General features: G+C 48.9%; 15 protein-coding genes and 2 riboswitches. Of the genes, 5 read left to right on the top strand and 10 right to left on the bottom strand.

The genetic code is table 11. The annotated features are described in order from the left end of the window. The first annotated feature begins 62 nt into the window (after nt 1-62). Entirely contained in the window at nt 63-3,197 is a 3,135-nt protein-coding gene (locus ACOQOZ_RS17920; RefSeq protein WP_420589522.1) for a DUF7151 family protein, read from the top strand. A gap of 165 nt (nt 3,198-3,362) precedes the next feature. On the opposite strand, the gene ACOQOZ_RS17915 is transcribed toward ACOQOZ_RS17920, so the two are convergent. From ACOQOZ_RS17915 to ACOQOZ_RS17880, 8 genes are all read right to left on the bottom strand, one after another. Next, complete coding sequence (locus tag ACOQOZ_RS17915; protein WP_420589521.1) at nt 3,363-4,094, bottom strand: MORN repeat-containing protein; 732 nt, start codon at nt 4,092-4,094, stop codon at nt 3,363-3,365. Between the two features lie 742 nt (nt 4,095-4,836). Further along, nucleotides 4,837-7,122 (bottom strand): TonB-dependent siderophore receptor, encoded by a 2,286-nt coding sequence (locus tag ACOQOZ_RS17910; protein WP_420589520.1) that lies wholly within the window; start codon nt 7,120-7,122, stop codon nt 4,837-4,839. A gap of 260 nt (nt 7,123-7,382) precedes the next feature. Beyond that, a complete protein-coding gene (locus tag ACOQOZ_RS17905) occupies nt 7,383-9,416 on the bottom strand; it encodes a TonB-dependent receptor (RefSeq protein ID WP_420589519.1) in 2,034 nt (677 codons plus the stop codon). Nucleotides 9,417-9,472: 56 nt separating this feature from the next. Next, nucleotides 9,473-9,784 (bottom strand): DUF2149 domain-containing protein, encoded by a 312-nt coding sequence (locus tag ACOQOZ_RS17900; RefSeq protein WP_420589518.1) that lies wholly within the window; start codon nt 9,782-9,784, stop codon nt 9,473-9,475. After that, on the bottom strand, nt 9,781-10,245 hold the full coding sequence (locus ACOQOZ_RS17895) for a MotA/TolQ/ExbB proton channel family protein (RefSeq protein ID WP_420589517.1): 465 nt from the start codon (nt 10,243-10,245) through the stop codon (nt 9,781-9,783). Before ACOQOZ_RS17895 ends, ACOQOZ_RS17900 begins: the two co-directional genes overlap by 4 nt. Nucleotides 10,246-10,409: 164 nt before the next feature. Further along, nucleotides 10,410-10,710: riboswitch (cobalamin riboswitch) on the bottom strand. Nucleotides 10,711-10,850: 140 nt separating this feature from the next. Continuing rightward, the gene (locus tag ACOQOZ_RS17890; protein WP_420589516.1) at nt 10,851-12,545 is read right to left on the bottom strand and encodes an alkaline phosphatase; all 1,695 of its coding nucleotides are present in this window, start codon (nt 12,543-12,545) and stop codon (nt 10,851-10,853) included. A gap of 287 nt (nt 12,546-12,832) precedes the next feature. After that, nucleotides 12,833-13,240, bottom strand: coding sequence for an NUDIX domain-containing protein (locus tag ACOQOZ_RS17885; protein WP_420589515.1), 408 nt, complete (start codon nt 13,238-13,240; stop codon nt 12,833-12,835). Between the two features lie 121 nt (nt 13,241-13,361). Further along, nucleotides 13,362-14,246 carry a LysR substrate-binding domain-containing protein gene (locus tag ACOQOZ_RS17880; protein WP_420589514.1) on the bottom strand — a complete coding sequence of 295 codons (885 nt, stop codon included), beginning with the start codon at nt 14,244-14,246 and terminating at the stop codon, nt 13,362-13,364. Between the two features lie 143 nt (nt 14,247-14,389). On the opposite strand from ACOQOZ_RS17880, the gene ACOQOZ_RS17875 reads away from it, so the two are divergent. Further along, complete coding sequence (locus ACOQOZ_RS17875) at nt 14,390-14,851, top strand: hypothetical protein (RefSeq protein WP_420589513.1); 462 nt, start codon at nt 14,390-14,392, stop codon at nt 14,849-14,851. Here the strand turns inward: ACOQOZ_RS17875 and ACOQOZ_RS17870 are convergent. Both ACOQOZ_RS17870 and ACOQOZ_RS17865 read right to left on the bottom strand, forming a co-directional pair. Continuing rightward, a complete protein-coding gene (locus ACOQOZ_RS17870; RefSeq protein WP_420589512.1) occupies nt 14,848-15,345 on the bottom strand; it encodes a nucleotidyltransferase domain-containing protein in 498 nt (165 codons plus the stop codon). The genes ACOQOZ_RS17875 and ACOQOZ_RS17870 overlap by 4 nt on opposite strands. Before the next feature lie 34 nt (nt 15,346-15,379). Beyond that, nucleotides 15,380-15,817 (bottom strand): hotdog fold thioesterase, encoded by a 438-nt coding sequence (locus ACOQOZ_RS17865; RefSeq protein WP_420589511.1) that lies wholly within the window; start codon nt 15,815-15,817, stop codon nt 15,380-15,382. A 184-nt stretch (nt 15,818-16,001) separates the two neighbouring features. On the opposite strand from ACOQOZ_RS17865, the gene sigZ reads away from it, so the two are divergent. The 3 genes from sigZ (at nt 16,002) to ACOQOZ_RS17850 (ending at nt 22,545) form a co-directional block, all read left to right on the top strand. Then, nucleotides 16,002-16,553, top strand: a complete 552-nt coding sequence (gene sigZ / locus ACOQOZ_RS17860) for an RNA polymerase sigma factor SigZ (RefSeq protein WP_420589510.1) — start codon at nt 16,002-16,004, stop codon at nt 16,551-16,553. Between the two features lie 132 nt (nt 16,554-16,685). After that, nucleotides 16,686-17,417 (top strand): glutathione S-transferase family protein, encoded by a 732-nt coding sequence (locus tag ACOQOZ_RS17855; protein WP_420589509.1) that lies wholly within the window; start codon nt 16,686-16,688, stop codon nt 17,415-17,417. Between the two features lie 388 nt (nt 17,418-17,805). Next, nucleotides 17,806-17,878, top strand: a riboswitch (cobalamin riboswitch). Nucleotides 17,879-18,036: 158 nt separating this feature from the next. After that, complete coding sequence (locus tag ACOQOZ_RS17850) at nt 18,037-22,545, top strand: cobaltochelatase subunit CobN (protein ID WP_420589508.1); 4,509 nt, start codon at nt 18,037-18,039, stop codon at nt 22,543-22,545. Nucleotides 22,546-22,568: the final 23 nt, after the last annotated feature.

Here is a 22,568-nt window from a genome sequence, read left to right as displayed (position 1 = left end):
GAGATCACTGCATAAAAAACATACTCTCCTACCACTTTGTGTTGTAACCACCGAGAGCCGATATGTTTTTCTCATCCCCTTTAAAGCTATCAGCACTGATGCTGACACTGACGCTGACTGCCTGTGGTAGTGACAGCGGGTCTGGATCGAATAGCAACAATAATCCCGCAACAACGAATCCTGGCCCATCAGCTCCGGCAGGAAATGTGCTGTTACGCAGCCAGGCTATTGCAGCCGGAGAGCAATGCGCTGCGGCAGGGATACGTGTGGATACCGGCCTGGACAGCAATGCCAACGGCCAGTTAGATGACGACGAAGTCTCCAGCAGTCAGTTTATCTGCAATGGTGTAAACGGCACGAATGGCAAAGACGGCGTGAATGGTACTGACGGTAAAGACGGTGTGAATGGTACCGACGGCAAAGACGGCGTGAATGGTACCGACGGCAAAGACGGCGTGAATGGTACCGATGGCAAAGACGGTGAAAATGGTACCGACGGTAAAGACGGCGAAAGTGGTACCGACGGCAAAGACGGTGTGAATGGTACCGATGGCAAGGACGGTGTGAATGGTACCGATGGCAAAGACGGCGAAAATGGTACCGATGGCAAAGACGGCGAAAATGGTACTGATGGCGAAGACGGTAAAACACCTCAGCTACCTAAGATCAACAATGCCCAAACCACAGAAAACAGCAGCCATATGGTTTTTACGCTGACCTTCCCGGAGCCCGTTAGCGAAGTGACCACCGTTACCTGGGGAACCGTTGACGTTACCGCCAAAGCGGGTGAAGACTACCGCGCCAGTGCGGGCCAGCTGGCCTTCGCGATTGGAGAACAAAGCAAACAGGTTCAGGTAGAACTGATTAACGATGATGCCTATGAATGCAGTGAATACTTTATGCTTCAGGCAAACAGCACCATCGGGAATTCTGCCGGTTTTGGTCGTATCGACCATGATGGTGACCGCGGTCCTGAACTGAGCGTCAGCAAGACACACATCAGCGTAAATGAAAACGCTGGCAAAGCAGTGGTTAATGTCGAACTTGCCGCTCCAAGCTGCGTCGACAACCAAGTCAACATCGCTTATTCACAAGTCTCGACATTGGCGTTATATGCCGAGCATGCGGAAGCGGGCAGCGATTTTGATGCGATTTCCAGCTTTACGATTAATGCCGGTGAGACATCCGCCAGCTTCGAGTTACCGGTTATGGATGATAACGACAAAGAGCTGCGCGAAAGCCTGAAACTCACCCTATCCAGTGAAGGCCAGCTCAGCATGGGAGAAAACTCAGCCCAGATCGATATTCTGCCGGTAACGGCAAAACTGTTTGGTGGCTTCTACAGCAACTGCGTTTTATCACAGGACGGCCTGGTGAAGTGCTGGGGCTACGGTGACGACTACAACTTTGCTACCGGCGAGACCAAAGAATACTCCATCGACTATGGCGAAGTGCGCAAAGCCGATCTGAAAGAAAGCTGCGATCAGGGTAATAGCAAAGGCCTGATCGTTATCGACACCATCGCCAACGATAACAGCACCTGCTCCGCCGGATTTGGCGGCATCAGCTATCGTCTTGGACCGGACAGCAACGCTAACGGTGAGTTAGAAGAAGACGAACAAACCAAGACCGGTAAATTCTGTAATACCAGTACAAAAACCTACCTCTACCGCCAGGAGACGTTAACTCCCAACAAATTTGTTTGTGAACAAGGCGGTAGCGGTTTGTATGTCGGAACCGATGCCAATAACGACGGCATTCTGCAGATTTCAGACATGGGCGCCAACTTACCGCCCGCCCAGCTGGGAGACGGCAAAGTTGTCGATCTGGGATTAGGTGAATACCACGGTTGTGCATTGTTTGCCGACGGCACGGTAAAATGTTGGGGCAATAACCGCTACACCGGTCTTGGTATTGATTACAGCAGTAATGCCCATACGGGAAACATTGCAGCCGAACTCGGTAACGCGATGCCAAACGTTGATTTTGGTGATGGCCGCAGCGCAAGCCAGCTGACCGTGGGTGAAAACCACAGCTGCGTTATTCTCGATAATGGTCGGGTTAAGTGCTGGGGCAGCAACAGCGGAGGCAGCCTGGGTTACGGTGATTCAACAGCCCGCTCCCAAAGCGTTGCTGAACTCGACTACGTTGATTTGGGTACCGACGGCTCCGATCAGCCTTACACCGCTACTTACATCTCAGCCGGTGACGACAGCACTTGCGCAATTCTTAACAATGGTGGGGTTAAGTGCTGGGGCAAAAACTCCAGCTACCAACTGGGTTACAACGATAACCAGAACCGCGGCGATGGTCCGGACGAGATGGGCAACAGCCTGCCATTTGTTAATCTTGGTGGCGTTACTGCTACATCCGTTCTGATTGGTTACTCCACCGCCTGTGCTCAGCTGGCCGATAACACCAGCCGCTGCTGGGGCAGCAACGGTGATGGCCAGGTCGGCCTGGGTTGGCCTGACCGCCTGGTTAATGAGGTCGGTTATGTAAGCAGTGGCTCTTATTGCGGCACAGAGGCGGCAAAAAACATCACACAAACTGTTGAAACTCAGGAGTGCGACCTGGGTGGTTTCTGGCTGGAATACGGTCTTGATGCCAACGACAACGGCGTACTGGATGATTCCGAACGCTCTAGCCGCAGCCGCTATTGCAATACCGAAGGCCACACAGCCAAAGCGCTGATCACACCACTCGCGGCAGGCAATGGCGGAGACTGCGATCAGTTCGGCGGCAATAGCTACAAGCTTGGCTACGACCATGGCTTAGGCTTCCCGGTTTCGGCTTTTGCACAGCAACAAAACGTGCTGCGATTTAACAACGACGCCAGCGTCAGCAATATTGCCATGTCCTACTACTCAACCTGCGTTGTGCTGAGCGATGGTAACAGCCACTGCTGGGGCGATGGCGGTGATGGCGCATTAGGCAGTGAGAGCAATAATGACTGGGGCGATGACTCCGCTGAACTCGCCAGCAATGCACCGGCACCAGACATGGGCAACGGCCGCACAATCAAACAATTCGCCGGCCGTGGCTATCAGAACTGCGCGCTGCTGGATAATGATGACGTGAAGTGCTGGGGCTACAGCGAATACGGTGAATTAGGTCGCACCGAATTTTATGATGAAACCCTCGGTGATGACGTTGGCGAAATGGGCGACAACCTGCCCGCCGTCGAAATTTATTAATCGCTAAGGGCAACCAATACAGCTGCGACATCCTGTCGCAGCGACAGCACCAGAAAACAGCGATAGTATAATTTCTGAGCTATGAGGGTGGCTCAGCAGTTTCAGAAAGCGCCCCCAGATCAATCTTCGGCACCGGTCAATGTCAGGATTTATCTGGGGGCGTTTTTATATGGCCATAACCTCACAACCTTCTGGCAAAACCTCTTCCTGATACTCGTTGTTTTTCCAAACACCATACAACCGAGTACCGTCGATATACTTGATCTCTCCCTGGCCATGCATCTGACCATTGGCAAATTCTCCAATATAAATATCGCCGTTACTGAAAGTAAGTGTGCCAATCCCGTTCCAGTAACCATTATTGAACTGACCTTCGTACACATCTCCATTTGGCATCAAAGATTGTCCATTGCCGGACAGCAAACCGTGCTTCCACTCCGCATTAACAACGGTATTGTTCGGATAACGGCAACTTCCCTTTCCATGCATCAACCCGGCCTTAAACTCAGCGTTACAAGAGTCGCCGTTACGGCTGGTATATGTACCTTTGCCATCAAACTGGCCGTGTTTGAACTCTCCTTCGTAATGATCACCACTGGGGTCAGAATAAACGCCATGCCCATTTAGCGAGCCATCTTTGAACTGCCCTTTATGAGTCCAGCCAGCAGCGGAGACATATTCCCCCTGCCCTTCGATTAATCCTTTACGAAAGCGGCCTTCATACGACGAACCATCACGCCATTTCAGCTTCCCCTGACCATGAAATAAGCCATCAATGCAGTTACCTGAATAAGATGAAGAATCCGGTAAGCGCGCCTCACAATACTCAGCATGGGAAGCTGAGCTCAGCATAAGCAACACAATCGCAAAAATAAGTTTGACCGAAGAAGCTTCCATTTACCGGTATTCCTTTTATTTAGTAAGTGACAAAAAAGCCAAAGAAAAATACTACCATGCGCGCTTTGGAGGTAGTGATATCAATCGACAATCCTATTGGGGCACAGGAGGGCTTCGAGATATCCGCAACTCCTCACATCATCAAAAAACGATCGATCTCGCTCAGCAAGTTCGGCCAGTAGCTCAGCAATACTGCCTAATCCGCTAAACAGTGTGCAGTTGTGCACAAGTCAAGCCCTCCTCCGATAAAAAACCGCCTTTTTTTGCCTCTGGCATCGTTGTGCATAAACATTGGCTGTCAACATCTATCTTTCCCACAGAATCTGTGGGTAACTTTGTGAGTATTCTGCGAAAAACCGTCACAAAGCCTGTAAATGCGGGCTTATAGCAAAACGGTCTATTTTTTACACAGCTCGGAAAAAATTAGAAAACCCTTATATATCAAGGGCTCCAGAGCTATTTGATACAAAAGTGCCATTTTTATGTCGGTCAACCAAAGTCAAGCAAGGATTCGCAGAATTTGTGACAAAAGCGAAATATGGGTGGGGAAAATTCACGCATGATTTCCACAGATTCTGTGGATAATTCTGTGAATGAGTTGCTTATAACGATGCCAAACGGGCGTTTACATTAGCCCTCTGACAAATTGGTTGTTTTTCAACCAGGCTATGTTTTCTTCAGCTAAAAAAAAGCCGCACCTGAATACTTCAGGTGCGGCCCGGTTGTTCTGAATAATGTTTAATCAGAACTTATAACGTACGTCAGCAGATACTGTACGCTCTTCACCAGCAAAACAGTCACCGCGTGACAGACACGAGTTTAAGTGACGCTTATCAGTGATGTTACGTCCGTTAACGCTAAAGAACCAGTTCTTCATTTCATAACCAACCATGGCATCAAACAAAGTGTAAGCATCCGTTTCCAGATCCTTATTGTCAGTACCGTCATAAGTTTTACCTACATAACGCGAACCTAAACCAACACGTAAGCCAGTTAACTCATCAGCTAAACGATAAGTAACCCAAGCCGACGCCTGCTCTTCTGGTACAGCTTCAAGCTTGGTTTTAGAGCCGCCTGCCTGCGGCTTACGGTTTGCATCAAGATTTGTGTAGCTTGCAATAAAGTCAAACTGACCCAGGCTACCCTGTGCTTCTAATTCATAACCGTTGATTTCAGACTCTGCCTGAATTCGGCCCAGAGGGTTAGCCGGGTTTGTAATCAGACGATTCTTTTCATCAATCTGGTAGTAAGCAGCAGTCACTAACAACTTAGTGCCTTCTGGCTGATATTTAACACCAATCTCAGTTTGCTCACCGGATGCTGGCTTGTAACGTTTCTTCGTCACTGAGTCAGTGCCAGGAATTGCTTCGAACGACTCTGCATAACTTACGTATGGCGAGACACCGTTGCTCAGCTGATACAAGGCACCCAGTTGATAAGTGGTTTCGTTGTCTTTATCCGAGTCTTTACCCTGAGTACTGTTCTTAACACTGTCATGACGTACACCAGTAGATACAACCAGATCCTTATAACGAATCTGATCCATCAGGTAGATACCCTGCTGTTTCAGCGTCGATGATGGTCCATTGACTGGCTTCAGAGCTTTCAGAGCGCTACGCGCATCCGCTGATAACTTGCCATACTGCGGGTTATAAACGTCAATAGTCAGTGGCAGCAGCGCTTGTTGCAGTGCAATTACACCAGCCTGCTGCGCCGCAAGAGGACTATTAAACGGGTCAAGAGGATTACCGCCGGCCTGCGCCAGAGCAGGTAAAAATGCAGTACGGAACAAAGTCGCGGTATCGTTCAGATTCGCAGAGTCATTATCAGTAGTAATATCCTGGGCGTCTAAACCGAATACAACGCGGTGTTCAGCAGGGCCTGTACGGAAATCAGCGTTTAAGCGAATATCCAGAGTCTTAGCGTCGGCAGAACGATCACTTGCCAATGCAGTCCGGTTCAGAGTGCGACCATCAGCAGCAAAACCAACGGTTTGACTTCCTGGGTAGATAAGCGGTTGGAACTGCGCAGGGAACAGCAAAGGATACATCGTTCTGTATTCGCTTTCGCTTTGCGAGTCACGATAGTTAGCGGATAACGAGAATACTTCGTTGAAGATATGATCGAAGCTCATCGTGTAAGCAGTCTGCTCTGTATCAAAGCGATCGAACTCAGGCTCACTCAGGAATACAGTCTGATCGATACGACCATTAGGGTTTGGCAGAATGGTACCAGCGTGAGGAAGGAACTGGGTTGATGAACCCGTCTCATCTTCCTGTCGGTTCACCATAAATGTCAGAGAGGTCTGAGCAGATGGGTTCCATGTCAGAGACGGCATAAAGATGGTGCTGTTGTCGTCTACCATATCGGTTTGCGATTCAGCATCACGGCCCAGGGCAACAACACGATATAGCCACTCGCCATCGTCATCGATTGAACCGGTAACATCGACTGCCAGTTGCTTACGATCGAAAGTGCCTACTTGTGCCCAAACTTCCCCACCAAACTCTGACTGTGGACGCTTGCTCACCATGTTAACAATACCGCCAGTACCTGATTGGCCATAACCAACAGATGCAGGGCCTTTCAGAACTTCAATACGCTCCAGCGTGAATGGGTTTTGGCGAGTGTTGTTAAAGCTGCCAACAGATTTACGCATACCGTCGAGGTATAAAATTGGCGCAACACCACGAATAGTGGAGGAGTCTGTACGGGTATCGATACCGAATGAGGCACCGTTTACACCCGCCGAGTATTGCAGTGCGTCCTGGAGAGTTTTCACACCAGTTGCAGTGAAGAAGTCTTCCGTAATAACAGAAACTGAGTACGGAGTTTCTGAGATCTCAGCATCCATACGGCCAACGCTTGCAGTACGGCCTTCGAAGTTATCACCAACAACGATAACCTGATTCAATAAAACGTCATCTCCGGAAGATGAGTTACTGCTTTGCCCATCGGTTTTTTCCGCCTGTGCAGCATTCGCGGCAATAACACCTAATGCTAAAGCACAAAGGGTCATTCTTTTCATGAGACGTGCTCCTTTCCTTTAATGATAGTCATTACTATTCGTATAAGGCGCACACTATATAGTCAAAAGTATTAGTTGCAAGAGCTTTTGATAAGCATTCCTATTCATATCTTTACAATAATTTGGAATAAGGATCTGGCATAAAAAAGCCGCAGCGGTTATTAGCCCTACTGCGGCAAAGGCCTTTCTCAAGGCCCGGTGTGACACAAAGCGTTTCAACGAAGTCTTTAACAGAATTCGTGAGTCTTACCCTGTGGGTATCAGAACTGATAGGTCAGGTTTGCACGAACCATGCGCGGCTCAACCGGATGGAAGTGCACGTCTTCAATACCTTCTGCGCCTGCGGGTACGGTTTCGCCCGGCAGACGGGATTCATACAGGTAAGTGATGTCGTTGCCTTCTTCGTCGGTGATATTAATCAGCTCCAGACCTAACTCCAGCGCCTGGTTAACCTGATAGTTCGCCTGAGCGTTCAACAGAGTTACCGCATCGGCTTTTTTGCTGTTGTCTTCGTTCAGGGCAAATTTACCGAAGTGGCGTAAACGCAGACCTGCATCCCACGGGCCTAAACCGTCAATGGTCATGCCTAAGCTGAATACCTGCTCAACCGCACCTGGAATGTGTTGTTCTTTTTCACCCTTTGGCTTAAGACGGGCACGGCTGAACGCCAGATCGGAATCGATAATCAACCAGTTGTTAGCCTGCCAGAACACACTGGCTTCCAGACCGCGACGTTCAGATTTATCCGACGCTTCGGTTGTGCCGTCATCACCAACAAAAATTAATTCAGAATCCAGTGTTAACCACCAGAGAGACACCGCCAGTTGCAGATCATTATTAAGCTGAGTCTGCAAACCTAAGTCTGCGCCTTCACTCTGCACCATGGGTGTTGCGTCTTTTTCGGCAAAGCCACGGGCATCGTTAGAGTGGAAACCCTGACCATAGTTAGCAAACACATGGGTGTTGTCTGCCAGCTGATAAATCAAATTAAATTTCGGGCTGACACGGGTATCGCTTTCACCACTGTTGTTTCCGGTCAGGCGGTTATCAACAATGGCCGACAGGTAATCAAAACGTGCACCAACCTGAGTGCGTAATGCATCATTCCATTGGTAATTATTTTGTACAAATAAACCCAGACCGGTTTCTTCAACACGGTGGCGTACACGACGCTCATAAATTACACGGCCTTGTGTACCCGCCAGGCCAACATCGGAAATACGATCGTGGCGTACATCGAATCCGGCTTGCCACTGGCTCTGGTCACCGTTGTATAAATCCAGTAATGCTGAACCACCGAGAATTTTACGCTCATCGTGCTGACGGAATTCGTCGCCATTGGCCTGATCAATAGCGTAAGTGTGGTTAGCGTATAACTTCAGGCCGTAATCAATCAGATAGGCGTTGGTTTTTAATTCACGTCCGGCAAAATCGTTCCAGCCCTGATAACTCAGGCTGCGGCGGTGAGTTTTACCACCCGGGTCTTTATCCAGCGAATCAAAACGGTCGCCGCCGTTATCAACAAAACGCTGTGGCAGCTGATCGGTTGCCGTCCAGTCATTCTGATAAGCCATGGCGGTAACCGAACCACCATTCACGCTGTCACCAAAGGTGTATTTTAATAACGCAGAATATTTTTCCTGATTCTGCGCCACTTTCCATGGGCCGTCGTAGCGGCTGGTATCAAAAGCGGCTAACAGGTTATTACCGTTTTCCAGTTCATTACCACCGGCAACCAATAGACGCTGATAGCCGTGTTCACCAATACCCAGTTTTACCAGATTGTTATCCAGTTGTTCGCGGCTGTGTAAACGCACCGCACCGGCATTAGCAAAATCACCTTCGCTGGCGTAATACGGGCCTTTTTTATAATCCAGAGATTCAATCATTTCCGGAATAATAAAATTAATATCGGTATAACCCTGGCCATGGCCGTGGGTGCGCATATTCACCGGCATGCCATCGATAAAGGTGGCGAAGTCGGTACCGTGATCGAGGTTAAAACCACGCAGGAAATACTGGTTCGCTTTACCTTCGCCGCTGTGTTGAGTAACGATTAATCCCGGAACGGTTTCCAGTACTTCGCCGGCACGGCTGATCGGACGTTGTTCGATTTGCTCAGCAACCACGGTACCCATTGATGCCGAAACCGCACTGCCTACCTGCGCCTGGCTGGATACCGTCACATTGGTTAACTGTGCTTCGTCTGTGGATGAATTAATTCCGGCTGCATTTACCTGAGCAACGCACAGGGAAGCTGCCGCAATGGACAACGCCAACGGTGAAAGTTTCATATTGTTACCTTATAACAAATAATTAAATGAAATATTTAATACGATGAATTAAAAATTTATTTACCTATTAAAACCAGCTTACCGGTTTGTGGATCCCGGTATACCTGTCCCATTGACTGGTAACCACTGCCCTCACCGTTTTCTAATTGCTGCCGCAGTGATTCCGGAATATCGGTTAATTCCTGGCTGCGTTCTAATTTAATATTGTCTTCTAATTTAAAATGCTTTTTTAATTCCGGGCTGACGGCCACCAGTGCCGCAATTAAGCCACAGGCAAACACCAGCATAATGTCGACCAGATTGGCTAATGGACCAAGCGGTTCATCATCCTGGGCATCAAATGAAGAAGAGCGCCAGCGATCGCTCATGATCCTGCTCCGGCGTCTGTCTGACGATCTTCCATTTCCTGTACCGCGCGGTCATACCAGCGACGGCGTACTCGCCCGAGCACAAAACCGACAATACCGGCTAATAAACCAATCACAGTAGTATCAAAGGCAACCGTCATAGCCGTGGTAAGAATGGTTAATTCACCGTCACCCAATGCCGCCAGGCCAGGTCCAAGAGGAATCAGCGTACCCATCAGGCCTAACATCGGTGCAATACGGGTAATAAAATCCGCGCGTTCAATCCGGCGTTTACCCACCTGAATCAGCAGCGCCTGATCACCGTTCCGGACTAAACGACGAATGCCACCAAAACGCTCCCCCAGTGCTAAACCGGATTCGTATAACGCCAGCAAAATAAAAAACAGTAATGCCCACACCACAGGTTCCAGTAACACACTGGTCAGCTGATGCATCAGATTGAGAGAAACAGAGGAAAACACAACACTCTCCATACAGGCCTGAACGATTCAGGATTACCTGATTCAACAAGGTCTGTTCAATAACCGTTAATGGCCAGGGAGTTGATGCGAAAATACAGATACAACGACGAAAAAATACGTCGCAGAAAAACAGAGTTGTATCATGTCGCTCAGGTCACCCCGCCTGAAATCATGTTGCTCCAGGCCGGTCTCCGGACTCAAAGTCAGAACTCTCAAGAAGTTCCGGGTTTACCTTCCGGCGTGTCACAACTGTTGTGATCTCACCGTGGTCGAAAAACCAATTCGTCTGAACTTACCAATTTACCGATAGCAAAACCTATCCTGGTAAGCGACAAACACTTCATACCGTTGCGGGGGCAGTACAGGAATAGCATTGACCGTAATGGAACGCCTTACCTGTTTCCCGATTATCCCGTGTCTGCAATTAAATATCGCCACACAGGCACCTGAAACGAGGCCGCACAGTAACAGGAATGTCAGCTTATGAAAAGCCGACTAACGTGAAAGCTACTCACCATCATGATGAGTCACGTTATTGAAGCGCATAAAAAAACGCGGCTTAACACCGCGTTTTCACTGACTGATTTGTTTAATTAATCCGAGGATTATTCAACAATCAGCGCATCCATCATTTTCTGACCCAGATCGGTGTGATGCTGCATGGTCGAGAACTTTTTGGTGATCGCTTCCGGACCAAAAGCGTATACCGGAACCGGCGCTGCGGTGTGAGTACCATTACCCCAGGAAACACTTTGCTTAGCCGCTACTTCACGCGCAATTAATGCACCCGTGTCTTCGTCGGCGTATACGTAGAAGTCAGAGAAATCATTAAACTTCGGAATGTTGGTCGCTTTCAGGTACTTATGGTCAGCATGAACGTCTTCTGCTGGCACATCGTAACGAGCCGCGATGCGCTCACCGGATTCACTGTTAATGTGGAAATCGGCGTGCATGCTTTTGTTCACTTCTTCAACCCAGGCCGCAGCCGTGGTATTGGAGAAATCCCAGTCGCCATTCACAGCACTCAGAATATCGTAGAAAGAACGGTCCTGAGCGTAGATTTTATCCAGAGTCGCCAGTGCACCAAAGTTATACTGAGGCTTATACGGACGGTCGCTACCATCGGCATTCACCATGCCGTCACCCGCCAGCGTTTTTGCTTCCGGAATATCATGCTTGTGGTAAGCAAAACCAAAACCACCGGTTTCGTGGTCGGCAGTTACAACCACCAGAGTGTCATCACGCTCTGCTACCCACTCATGAACCGCTTGTACCGCTTCATCAAACTTCAGCATTTCGTGTAATAACCAACCGGTGTCATTGATATGACCCGCCCAGTCAATCTGGCCACCTTCAATCATCAGGAAGAAGCCATCCGGATCCTGCGACAGAATATCCAGCGCTTTTTTGGTCATTTCCACCAGCGACGGCTCATCGGCACACTTGCTGCCAGCTTCCGGAGCGGCGGTATTTTTACAGGCGGTGTATTCAATACCATCGTTCATGGCGGAATCGTCGAATAAACCTAACAGCTTGCCCTGATTAACGGCAGCCATTTGAGTTTTATCAAACGCCAGAGAGTAGCCCGCACTTTTTGCTTCGTTAAACAGATTGCGATCATCGTCAGCGCTACGCTTGGACTTTTTAATCACATGGGTTGGTGCATTTAATTCCTGAGCCAATTTGCCAAAGTCATCCACTTTTGGCGCCCAGTGACGTGAACCACCACCTAACAAAACATCAACACCAGCGTCCAGCAGGTCGTTGGCGATTTCATTTTCCATCGAACGGTGTGGACGGTGAGAAGCAAAACCAGCCGGAGTCGCGTGGGTCAGACGAGTATCGGTAATCAGACCCGTCGCTTTACCCATTTTCTTGGCTTTTTCCAGAATGGTTTCGACTTTATTACCTTTGTCGTCGAGGCCAACCGCTTCAGAAATCGAACCTTTACCGGTTGCTAACTGAGTAGCAGAACAAGCGGAATCAACAATTAAGCCCGGGTTGGCACCCATTGGCGCAGTCATGGATAAACCTAACGCACCACCTTCAGCCAGTTTCTGTAAACCCGTTACCTTGTTCACTTTTGCTGCATTGGCAGGCGAACGACGCGCGTATTCTTCCAGCAGGCCGACCTGCTGTGGACCCATGCCGTCACCAATCATCAGAATCAGGTTTTTAACTTTGCCATTGTTGGCAACCGGAGCCTTGTCGGCGTCAGATTTAGAATCGGAGTCGCTGCCACAAGCAACCAATAAGCTGGCTGCAATAACGGCTGCAGAAAGTTTAGCGAGTGTTTTCATTGTGATGCCTACCACATTTTATTTTAGAAATTGTCTGACCTGAATTAACAAGTCAGTTAATGGCGCGGCATGCTAGGCGGGAATTATTACAGTTTTATTTTCGTTTGAATGATTATTCAAAAGTCGGCCGAAACGCGACAAGAATCGGCTTATTTCATAGAAATGGACGCGGGCAGACATGTTATAAAATAACATTTATTTCGGGTTTAAATGGAGTTAATCCGATAACCACCTGCACGAACAGGCTGCTGCTTAACAGCAGCCCAATGGGGATAAAATACCCATAATTACGACAAATACAGGCGGCGGGCTTCGTTAACCGCAATACGATCGGGTTCAGCATCCAGTTGCGATAATTCGTCCAGACTCAGCCAATAAACCGCTTCAGCCTCCAGTGCTTCAATATCCCCCTGCCAGTCGCTTACCAGGTAATAATGCAGGCGCTGTACTTCAGATTCTGAATCCGATTCTGCCGTGTGCACCAGAGAACAAACATAACCGGCAGACTGCGCCTCGACATTCAGCTCTTCCTCAAGCTCGCGCGCCAGTGTATCCAGCTGATCTTCGCCCTCTTCCATATGGCCACCCGGCACCATCAATAACGAGGGATCAAACTCTTTATCGTCGCGACGCTTTTCAACAAGTACCGCGCCGTCCTGAATCAGGATAAAAGATACGCACTCGGCAAACTCCATAGAACAGACTCCTTGCGGTTTTTAATAACCTTAAAAATACAGCAAATAAAAAACTAAACAGCGATAAAAAATAGCCGACCAAGCTTACCTTAGTTTGGTATTTTGCCGCGATGAATTTTAACTATTGCGAAAAAATTTCCACCAGAAAGTCGATAAACACCCGGGTCTTTTGTGGAATAAATTCACGATCCGGAAATAACGCACTAAGAGGATAACTCTGCCCCGGACAATCCAGTTGCAGCGGCAATAAGCTGCCCTGCTGAATCGCCTCACGAACAAAAAAGCTGGGTAAACTGGCAATCCCTAATCCGGCATGAACCGCATCAATCACGCAGTTCGCCTGGCTGAGAATAATCGAACCGTTAATTTCCACGTGTTTCATCTCGCCATCGATAACAAACAGTAAAGCGTCCTGGCGTGGGTGATTGGTATCAAGAATAAACTGATGGCTGGATAAATCCTTTACCGACTCAGGTTTGCCGCAACGCTCAATATACTCGGGTGAAGCCACCAGCACGTCATGGAAATCGCATAATTTACGGGCATACACACCGGTGTCCGACAGTTGCGCAATGCGCACGGCAATATCGAACGAGTCGTTAATTAAATCGATGTATTGATCATCAAAATCGAGCTTAAGACGCAGTTGCGGATGACGCCGGGTAAATTCCGGTAAACGTGAAAACAGATACGGGCTCAGGCCAATCGGCAGCGACACTCGCAACTCACCCTGCACAGTTTGGCGCTCCTCCGTCAGTGCCTGTTCCAGACATTCGATACGCCCGAGAATCTCTTCACTTTCCTGCAACAGGCGTTTACCCGCAGCGGTAATTTCGATGCTGCGTGTGGTACGCAGAATCAGCCGGGTATTCAGCCATTGCTCCAGTTGATGCAAAGCCCGGGTAACCGACGCCCGCGACGTCTGTAATGAATCCGCCGCGGCGGCAAAGCTGCCTTTACTGGCGACTGCCTGAAACATCTTTAATGCCGTTAAACGATCACTCATAGGCCAACAGGTTCCCGGAAAATAGTTTCACATTCTGAAATAATGATTTTCAGAATAGCAGTTTGTTTCTTATACAGTAACTAATTACTCTGACTTCATCGCTTAAACAGCTCAATTATTAACCAGACGCAGGAAACAAACCGATGAAACAGAATCAACTCAACCTTATCAAAAACGCAATCGCCACCCTGACACTGCTCACTGCGGCCAGCAGTTACGCCGCCGATGCGCCATTTCAGCAAATCACCTACAGCTGGACCGAAGGTGCCCTGGCAGGCAGCCAGTACCAACTGATTCTGTCTGACCAGTCGCTGCACTGGCACGGACTGAAAGGTGCCGAGCAAGGCTTATCGGGTACCGAGAATCAGGTGGAATATCGTGACCTGGGGAATGACCGTCAGCTGGTAAGCTGGCTGGAAAACGGCGGTTACACCGTCACTCTGGTGGTGAACAGCCACAACCATCAGATTGATGGCGTGCTTTCTAAAGAGAAGGAACATCATGTGATCAGCGGCAAAATTGAAAGCCTGACGCCGGCATCTGCCAGCCAGAAAACTCAGCGGCCACTGGCACAACGCCAGCAAACCGGTCGCCGCCCTTCTTAACTGCCTGAAATAGCGCGGACATCCTGGCAATCAACCGTCCGCGCTAAACAATCTTTGTAAGCAATCAAATCTGCTTGTGCCATAAAATCAGCAGTTACACCGGCCACCTGCCCTCGGACTTTGGTTTCAAAGTTAATATTCAAACTAGTCCAACGCTGTGTGTTGGCATCAAAAATACGAACGTCTTTATGACTGCCAATTTCGATTTTTGTGTTGTGATAAATCAACTGGAAATAGTCCAGGTCCCAACCTTCGCTCTGTTCCAGATAACGTTCCGGTGGCCGACTAATATATTCGGAAGTCAGCCTAACTATCTGTTGAAAATATTCTTCAGCAACAAATAAATCGATATCGTTAAGTTCTCGCTGCGAACCATAAAAGTTCGCAGCCAAACCACCACAAATCAGATAAGGAATATGATGTTGCTCCAGTAAGGCAACAATCCATTGCAGGGCTATGACTTTATTCAACGGCACAGCCTCCTGATGTTCCATCACGCCTCCCCTTAGATGTTTGAGCAATTAAAAGTCATTGTACCTTAGGTACCGGAATAACCGCCATAGTCAGGCGGGAGATACAACTGAGTTTATTTTCACTGTTATAGATTTTAATTTCCCACACCTGAGACGTACGGCCACGATGCACAATAGTAGCGACACCACTTAGTTCCCCGGAACGTACACCACGCAGGTGATTGGCGTTAATCTCCTGACCCACGGCGTATTCTTTACTGTTATCCAGAGCCAGATTGGCCGCCATGCTGCCCAGGGTTTCGGCAAACAGTACGTTCGCGCCGCCATGTACCAGACCGACCGGCTGAAAGGTGCGCTGATCGGCAGGCATGGTGCCTTTTACCCAATCCTCTCCGACCTCGGTGATTTTAATACCCAGATTACTGCAGGCGGTATTTTCCATCTGACGGTTCATATCGGCGATGTCGGGAGTAGCAAACCAGATTGCGCTCATAAGGAGTCTCTTTACTGCGTGAGTGAAATTTTCGCTAGGCGCAATTTACTAAATACACAGTATTCGAGAAAGGAAAAATTCTTTTCGTCTTTTCGCGGCAACCGTCGTCATATCTTAAATGGCCGGGCTAAACTGGAAGCAGCACCCAGATATGTCTTTCTCTGGCCCAACACAGGAGAAGATCATGCAACTTGAACAACTCTGGTCGGAATACCGCTCCGCCCTGAACGCGTTTTTACTCAGCAAAGTCAGTAACCCACAAGATGCTGAAGATCTGCTGCAGGATATTTTGATCAAAACCCACAAAAATCTGGATAAACTGCGTGAGGCTCGCAGCATCAAAGCCTGGTTATTTCAGATTGCCAACAACACCATCATTGATTTTTACCGCACCAGAGCGCGCAGTCATGAAGTTCAGCAACAACTGGATGAAGAGTCCTTGTGGTATTCCCAGTCTGAACAGAGCATCAAGGCTGAGCTGTCGCATTGTATTGAGCCGTTTATACAATGCTTGTCCGAAGCCAACGCCGAACTGCTAACGGCCATTGACCTTAACGGTGAATCTCAAAAAGTTTATGCCGAACAACTTGGCATCAGTTATTCCACCTTGAAATCAAGGGTGCAAAAAGCCCGTACCGAGTTACGTGGATTGTTTGATCGCTGTTGCCATATGCAGCTGGATGCCCAGGGCAATCTGATGGATTACGAGCGTAAAGATAGCTGTAACGGTTGTTAAGCAATAGAAGGCTCTTTGCTAAATGAATCCCGATTTTTAATCGCCATCATTATTTTCGTCTTTTTATCCGCCCCTGCGTCTTAACCACTGAAATCACACAATCTGATTGAGTTAACGATTCAGGAGCATCTAATGAGTAAGAAAATCAAAATTGTCAGCTTTAAAATTTGTCCGTTTGTACAACGGGTAACGGCCTTACTGGAAGACAAACAGATTCCGTACGACCTTGAATACATTAAGCTGAGCGATAAGCCCCAATGGTTTCTTGATATCTCGCCGACCGGACAGGTTCCGGTATTAATCACCGAGAATGATCAGGCATTGTTTGAGTCTGATGCGATTATTGAATACATCGACGAAACCACCGCAGCACTACAACCCAAGTTAACAGCGGAACAGAAAGCGCTGAATCGCGCCTGGAGCTATCAAGCCAGTAAACACTATCTGGCACAATGCTCAACCATGCGCAGCGTTGATAAAGCGACACTCGATCAGCGCCTGGGCAATCTGGCCAAATCGTTTGCCAAAGCCGAACAAGCGCTGGCCAGTCGTACATCTCAGGGCCGTTACTTTAACGGTGATGAGTTAAGCAACGTCGATATTGCCTGGCTACCGTTATTACACCGCGCCGATATTATTCGCCGTCATCGTTGTTTCGATATGTTGGATGGTTTTCCACGAGTGCAACAATGGCAACAAGCGCTATTGGCGACGGGCCTGGCGGAAAAATCCGTGGCTGATGATTTTGAATCGGCGTTCACTGACTTCTATCTTTCCGATCAGACTTACCTTGGTAAAGGCGAAGACTGCACAGACCCGGAAAGCCCTTGTGGTTCAACTCAGGGCAGCTCGACCTGTTGTTAACTAGCGGGAGTTAAAGGTATGCAATCGCAATGCTGCCAACCAAAACACCCGCTGGGTAAGCGGGTTTACGCCTTAAGTGAGCTGCTGATGAGACTGCAGCGCCAGCGGGCTGGCGACAGGTCAAATTGACATTTATGCCAGTGGCGGGTAGAACAACCGCCGACGAAATGCTTCAGGCTTCGTTCTGCCTCAGCAAGGTCAATCCGGTTCAGGACACGCTGTGAATACAATCACTATGTACATCCGTGTACATAGCCCTTTGGGCAGCTGCGCTGCACAAAACGGCTATCCTGCCGTTTTGTCCCTGTAAGCTCGGCTATCGCGTCCATGCGATAGACGGCCCTGAATCCAGACTCACCTTACCGGCAACGAACCCTCGAAGCTTTGTGGAACACCGGTGAAACTCCGGGGCTGTACCCGCAACTGTAACAGCAGAATTTTTCTCTGCTGAAGCCAGATACACAAACGTCCCTTATTGCTCTGCTGATGATAAGCACGAGCCAATAAATGCACCGGGCGGGAATACTCGGTACTGGACGGTATACCGGCAACGTCTTGGTTGCGGTGGATCTAAGCAGTACTACTTCTCTCCCTCAAGCCCAACTGACTTGAGGTACTTATGTTAACTCCTATACAGCTGTTGCTTTCCAAACAGATGTTGTTATTAAAACAGGTCGCTGTTCTGTTATTACTGATCAGCACCGTGTTATTCAGCAGCACACGACTCGTCCAGGCCAATACCGCCGACAATTCTGCGATTAAAAGTCAGGATTATCTGTTGGTATTAACCTCCCAGCGTAATGCAGAAACCGTCGCCGAAGCGGCACGTTTATTTAAACTGCAATATCCACAATTATCGGTTCAGGCCCGCACCGACGGTCAGATATATGAAACAGACAACAAACAACGTGCGCAGCTGATATTAAACGCCCGGGCGATTATTGGTGCCGGTTTATTTGGCCCGGCGGTGGCAGAGTTATCATCTCTGTTTAAACAATTTAAGAAGCAACAAAAGCCGTTACTGATTTTCAGCAGTGACCACCGTCTTGTTGGAGTGAGCGAACTGGCTGGGAAAAACTTCTTCAGCAACCAACAACAGGTTCGTGAACTGGGTAAACAACGCGCCACCGATAACTTCGAGACCTGGCTGAATGACATCAAACAACAAAACCCGGCCCAGGCTAATTGGTTACAGGCCCGCGCTTATTGGCAAGCGGGTGGTGCAGAAAACAGCAAAGAATTATTCAGTTGGGTTTTCCAACAAACCGGTGCAGAAACCCTTGCTAACGCTGCGGCGCCACAACCACGACTACGCTGGTTTGCTAACGGTAAAATCCAGAATCAACTGCCCGCTTTAACAGCAGAACCCGCCTCAGAAAAGAAACCACTGGTAGCCATTCTGGATCACGCCGGTGGCGGCCGCCCGGCAGATGCCGCGTTATTACGAAAGTTATGTGCACAGATAGAAGAACAAGGTCAGCAATGTATCGCATCGTTAGCCTACTGGGGTGAAGCCGGTGTAAAGGCGGTTGAACAACTGCTGCCCTACAAAGATCAGCTCAGCGTCATCGTTATGCTGCAGGACTTTGTTATTGGTGGCGGCGAAGGCCGTGAGCGTACCAATGAGTTATTACAGCAATTAAATGTGCCACTGTTAAAGGCGATTAAGTTACGTGACCGCAGCGCGCTGGAGCATCAATTGTCGGCCGACGGTTTAGCCGCAGAGAAGGTTTATTACCAGGTAGCCATGCCGGAACTTCAGGGCGCATCGCAACCGTTAATTATTGCCAGTGCCGGTGAGCAAAAAAACGATCAGATCAGCGGTATTCGTATCCAGGCGATTGAGCCGAAACAAGATGGCTTAGATGCGTTAACGTCACGTTTATCCCGCTGGGCAACACTGCAACAAAAAGCCAATGCCGACAAACGTATCGCCATTGTGTATTACAACCACCCTCCTGGCCGTCACAATATTGGTGCCGACAACCTCGATGTACCGGCGTCGTTATGGCAAATTCTGAATCAGTTAAAAGCCCAGGGTTATAACGTTGGCGAACTGCCCGCCTCCCAGGAAGCCTTGCTCGATCAGATGCAATTACGTGGTGTTAACCTGCCCCGTGACGCCAATGCGCTAAAAAATATGTCAGACCAGATCCAAACCATGGCGCCGGTGGATTATCAGAGCTGGTTTAATCAGTTACCGGATTCCGTTCGCAACGAGATGATTAATGGCCCGTTTGGTTTATTACACGAGCAATTAAAAGCCGCCGTTGTTGCTAAAAAACCAGAACTGGCCGATGGCCTGTTACACCACACCTTTGAAGAAATGCATCACTTGTTAGAAGGGGTTGATCACAAAGGCCGCGAGCGTGCATTGGCGTTAATCGAGCAGTTAGAAGTGTGTTACGTACGTACCGTCGAAACCGCCGAACAAATTAATAACGGCCAATACCCGGCTTGTTTAGATAAAGAAGCGCCACAGTTAATTACCGCATTACAAAAAACCGGTATCGAAGGTTTAGGTGGCTGGGGCCCCGCTCCCGGTAAAGTGATGACCTTTAATAATCAGCTGTTATTACCGGGCCTGCAGTTTGGTAACGTGTTTATTGGTCCACAACCACCACGCGGCTGGGAAATTAACGAAGAGCTTTTACACGCAAACCTGGCGTTCCCACCACCTCACCAGTACCTGGCGTTCTATCACTTCCTGCGTAACAAATTTAAAGCCGATGCTTATGTGCATTTAGGCCGCCATTCGACCTATGAGTTTTTACCACGCCGCAGCGTTGGCCTGGGTGAAGACGATTATTCACGCATTATTGGTTCCGACATTCCGGGTGTTTACCCCTATATCGTTGATGGTGTGGGTGAAGGGATTCAGGCCAAACGCCGTGGTTTAGCGGTGATGGTTGACCACCTGACACCACCGTTGGAAAGCACGCCGCTGTATGACGAGTTATTGCAACTGCGTCAGTTAATCGAAAGTTTTGAAGCCAGCCACGGTAGCGGTAACGAAGCCGTTGCCGAACGCCTGGTACAACAAATCGTCGAGAAAGTAGATCAACTGGAATTACGCGATGAACTGGCACAAGCCATGTCTGCCGAGCTGGCAGTAATGGGGATCAGCTTTGAGGAAGTTGACGACGATATGCTGGTTCACGAAGTGGGCCATTACCTGACGGACTTACAGGAACGTTTTATGCCGTTAGGCCTGCATATCTTCGGCAAAAACTGGAACGACAATGCCGTCGAAATGATGCTGCAGTCGATGCTGGGTCGTCACTCAGATAAAAATGGCAAACCACTAACTGCTGAGCAAAAAGAAAAACAATCCGGCTGGAAAGATCTATTAAAACAATCACCGGATGCTGAAATGGCTGCCCTGATTAATGGCTTAAATGGCCGTTATGTGGCACCGGGCCAGGGTAACGACCCGATTCGCAGCCCGGATAGTTTGCCAACCGGACGTAACTTCTATGCACTGGATTCCAGTTTAATTCCATCTAAACTGGCCTGGCAGCTGGGTAAAGAAATGGCTGCCGATGCACGCAAAAATAATCCACAAACGGCCGATAAAAACGAAGCCATTATTTTATGGGCTTCTGATGTCGTGCGTGATGAAGGTGTGATGATTGCCTTTGGCCTGGATATGTTAGGTCTGGAGCCGGTATGGAACAGCCGAGGCCTGGTAAAAGGATTAAAACGTCAGACACTGCCCGAAGGTCGTAGCCGTCGCGATATGGTATTTACCAGCTCAGGTTTATTCCGTGATTTATATGGCCAGCAAATGTCATTGTTAAATCGCGCAACGTTAATGGCACTGGATGCTTCGTCCGATACCATTCGCAAAGATTACCCGGCGTTAACCCTGGCCTTATCTGAAGCGCTTAGCCTGTTAGGCAAGGATGCAAAAGGCGGCTCGGAATCACTGGAATTTAACCAGGTCGCTAAACACTGGGTTAATCAGGCGCGCGTATTATTGCGTGATGGCGTAGCCGAGAAAAAAGCTGGCATTATCGCCAGCATGCGGGTATTTGGTGATGCACCGGGCAGCTACGGTGCCGGTATTAACCGTATGGTGGAACGTTCCGGTGCCTGGGAAAATCGCAGCGAACTGGCCGATGTCTATATTCGCCGTATTGGCCACAGCTATGGTTTAAAAGACTTTGGCGCTCCGGCACAAAAAGCCTTTAAAACTCTGCTCAAAGACGTAGAAAACACCTACTTCGGTCGCTCCAGTAATTTATACGGCTTAATCGATAACAACGACGCCTTTGATTATCTCGGTGGTTTAAGCTTGGCAGTGGAATCCGTTAGCGGCAAAGCACCGAATAACTTCGTGCTGGATCACAGCGACCCACAAAACTTTAAAGCCCGCCCGTTAGGGTTAGCCTTACGTCAGGAATTACGTGGCCGCTTCTTAAATCCGGAATGGCTGAAAGGCCTGATGGAACACGGTTACGCCGGTGCCCGCACCATGGGTAACGAATTCCTCGAATACCTGTGGGGCTGGCAGGTGACGAACCCAACGTTAGTCGGCGACTGGGCCTGGGAAGAAGTCAAAGCTGTGTATATCGATGATAAACACCAGCTGAAGCTGGATGAGTTTTTACAGCAAGGCCATAACGTTCATGTAAAAGCTAATATGCTGGCTATTATGTTGGTGGCGATTCATAAAGATTTCTGGAATGCCGACCAACAAACCGTACAACAGCTGGCGAGTGAATTTGCAGAGCTGGTTGCTAAAAACGGTTTACCGGGCAGCGGTCATACCGATCCGGATAACCCGATGTTAGGTTGGCTGGAACAACACCTGAGCAGCGAGCAATGGCAGGCACTGAAACAACAGATTGACCTGGCTCGCCCGGTTGATGAGGACGCAGGGCAAGAAACGGAATATACCCGTATTGCTGAACTGGAGGTTACCGCAGAAGAGCTGGCAGCTGCGCAGCAGCAAGCTGAAGAGCCTCAAAACCAGCAACCAACTGAACAAGCTACTCAGCAAAAGCAGGATGAACAACAAAACGATGCTGAAGCTAGCCAACAGCAAGCCTGGATACAATTTGCCCTGGTTGTGTTTGCGATATTTGTTGTGTTGATTGGTTTTGTCCGTAGCAGACGGCTGTAAGCCTTAGTCCGCCTATTAAAGCC

Origin of the sequence: Bacterioplanoides sp. (genome assembly GCF_965219715.1) — a bacterium.
In the GTDB taxonomy this organism is placed as follows: Bacteria; Pseudomonadota; Gammaproteobacteria; order Pseudomonadales; family Oceanobacteraceae; genus Bacterioplanoides.
The sequence above is the reverse complement of the archived record's forward strand: the minus strand, read 5'-3'. Positions and strand labels throughout refer to the sequence as shown.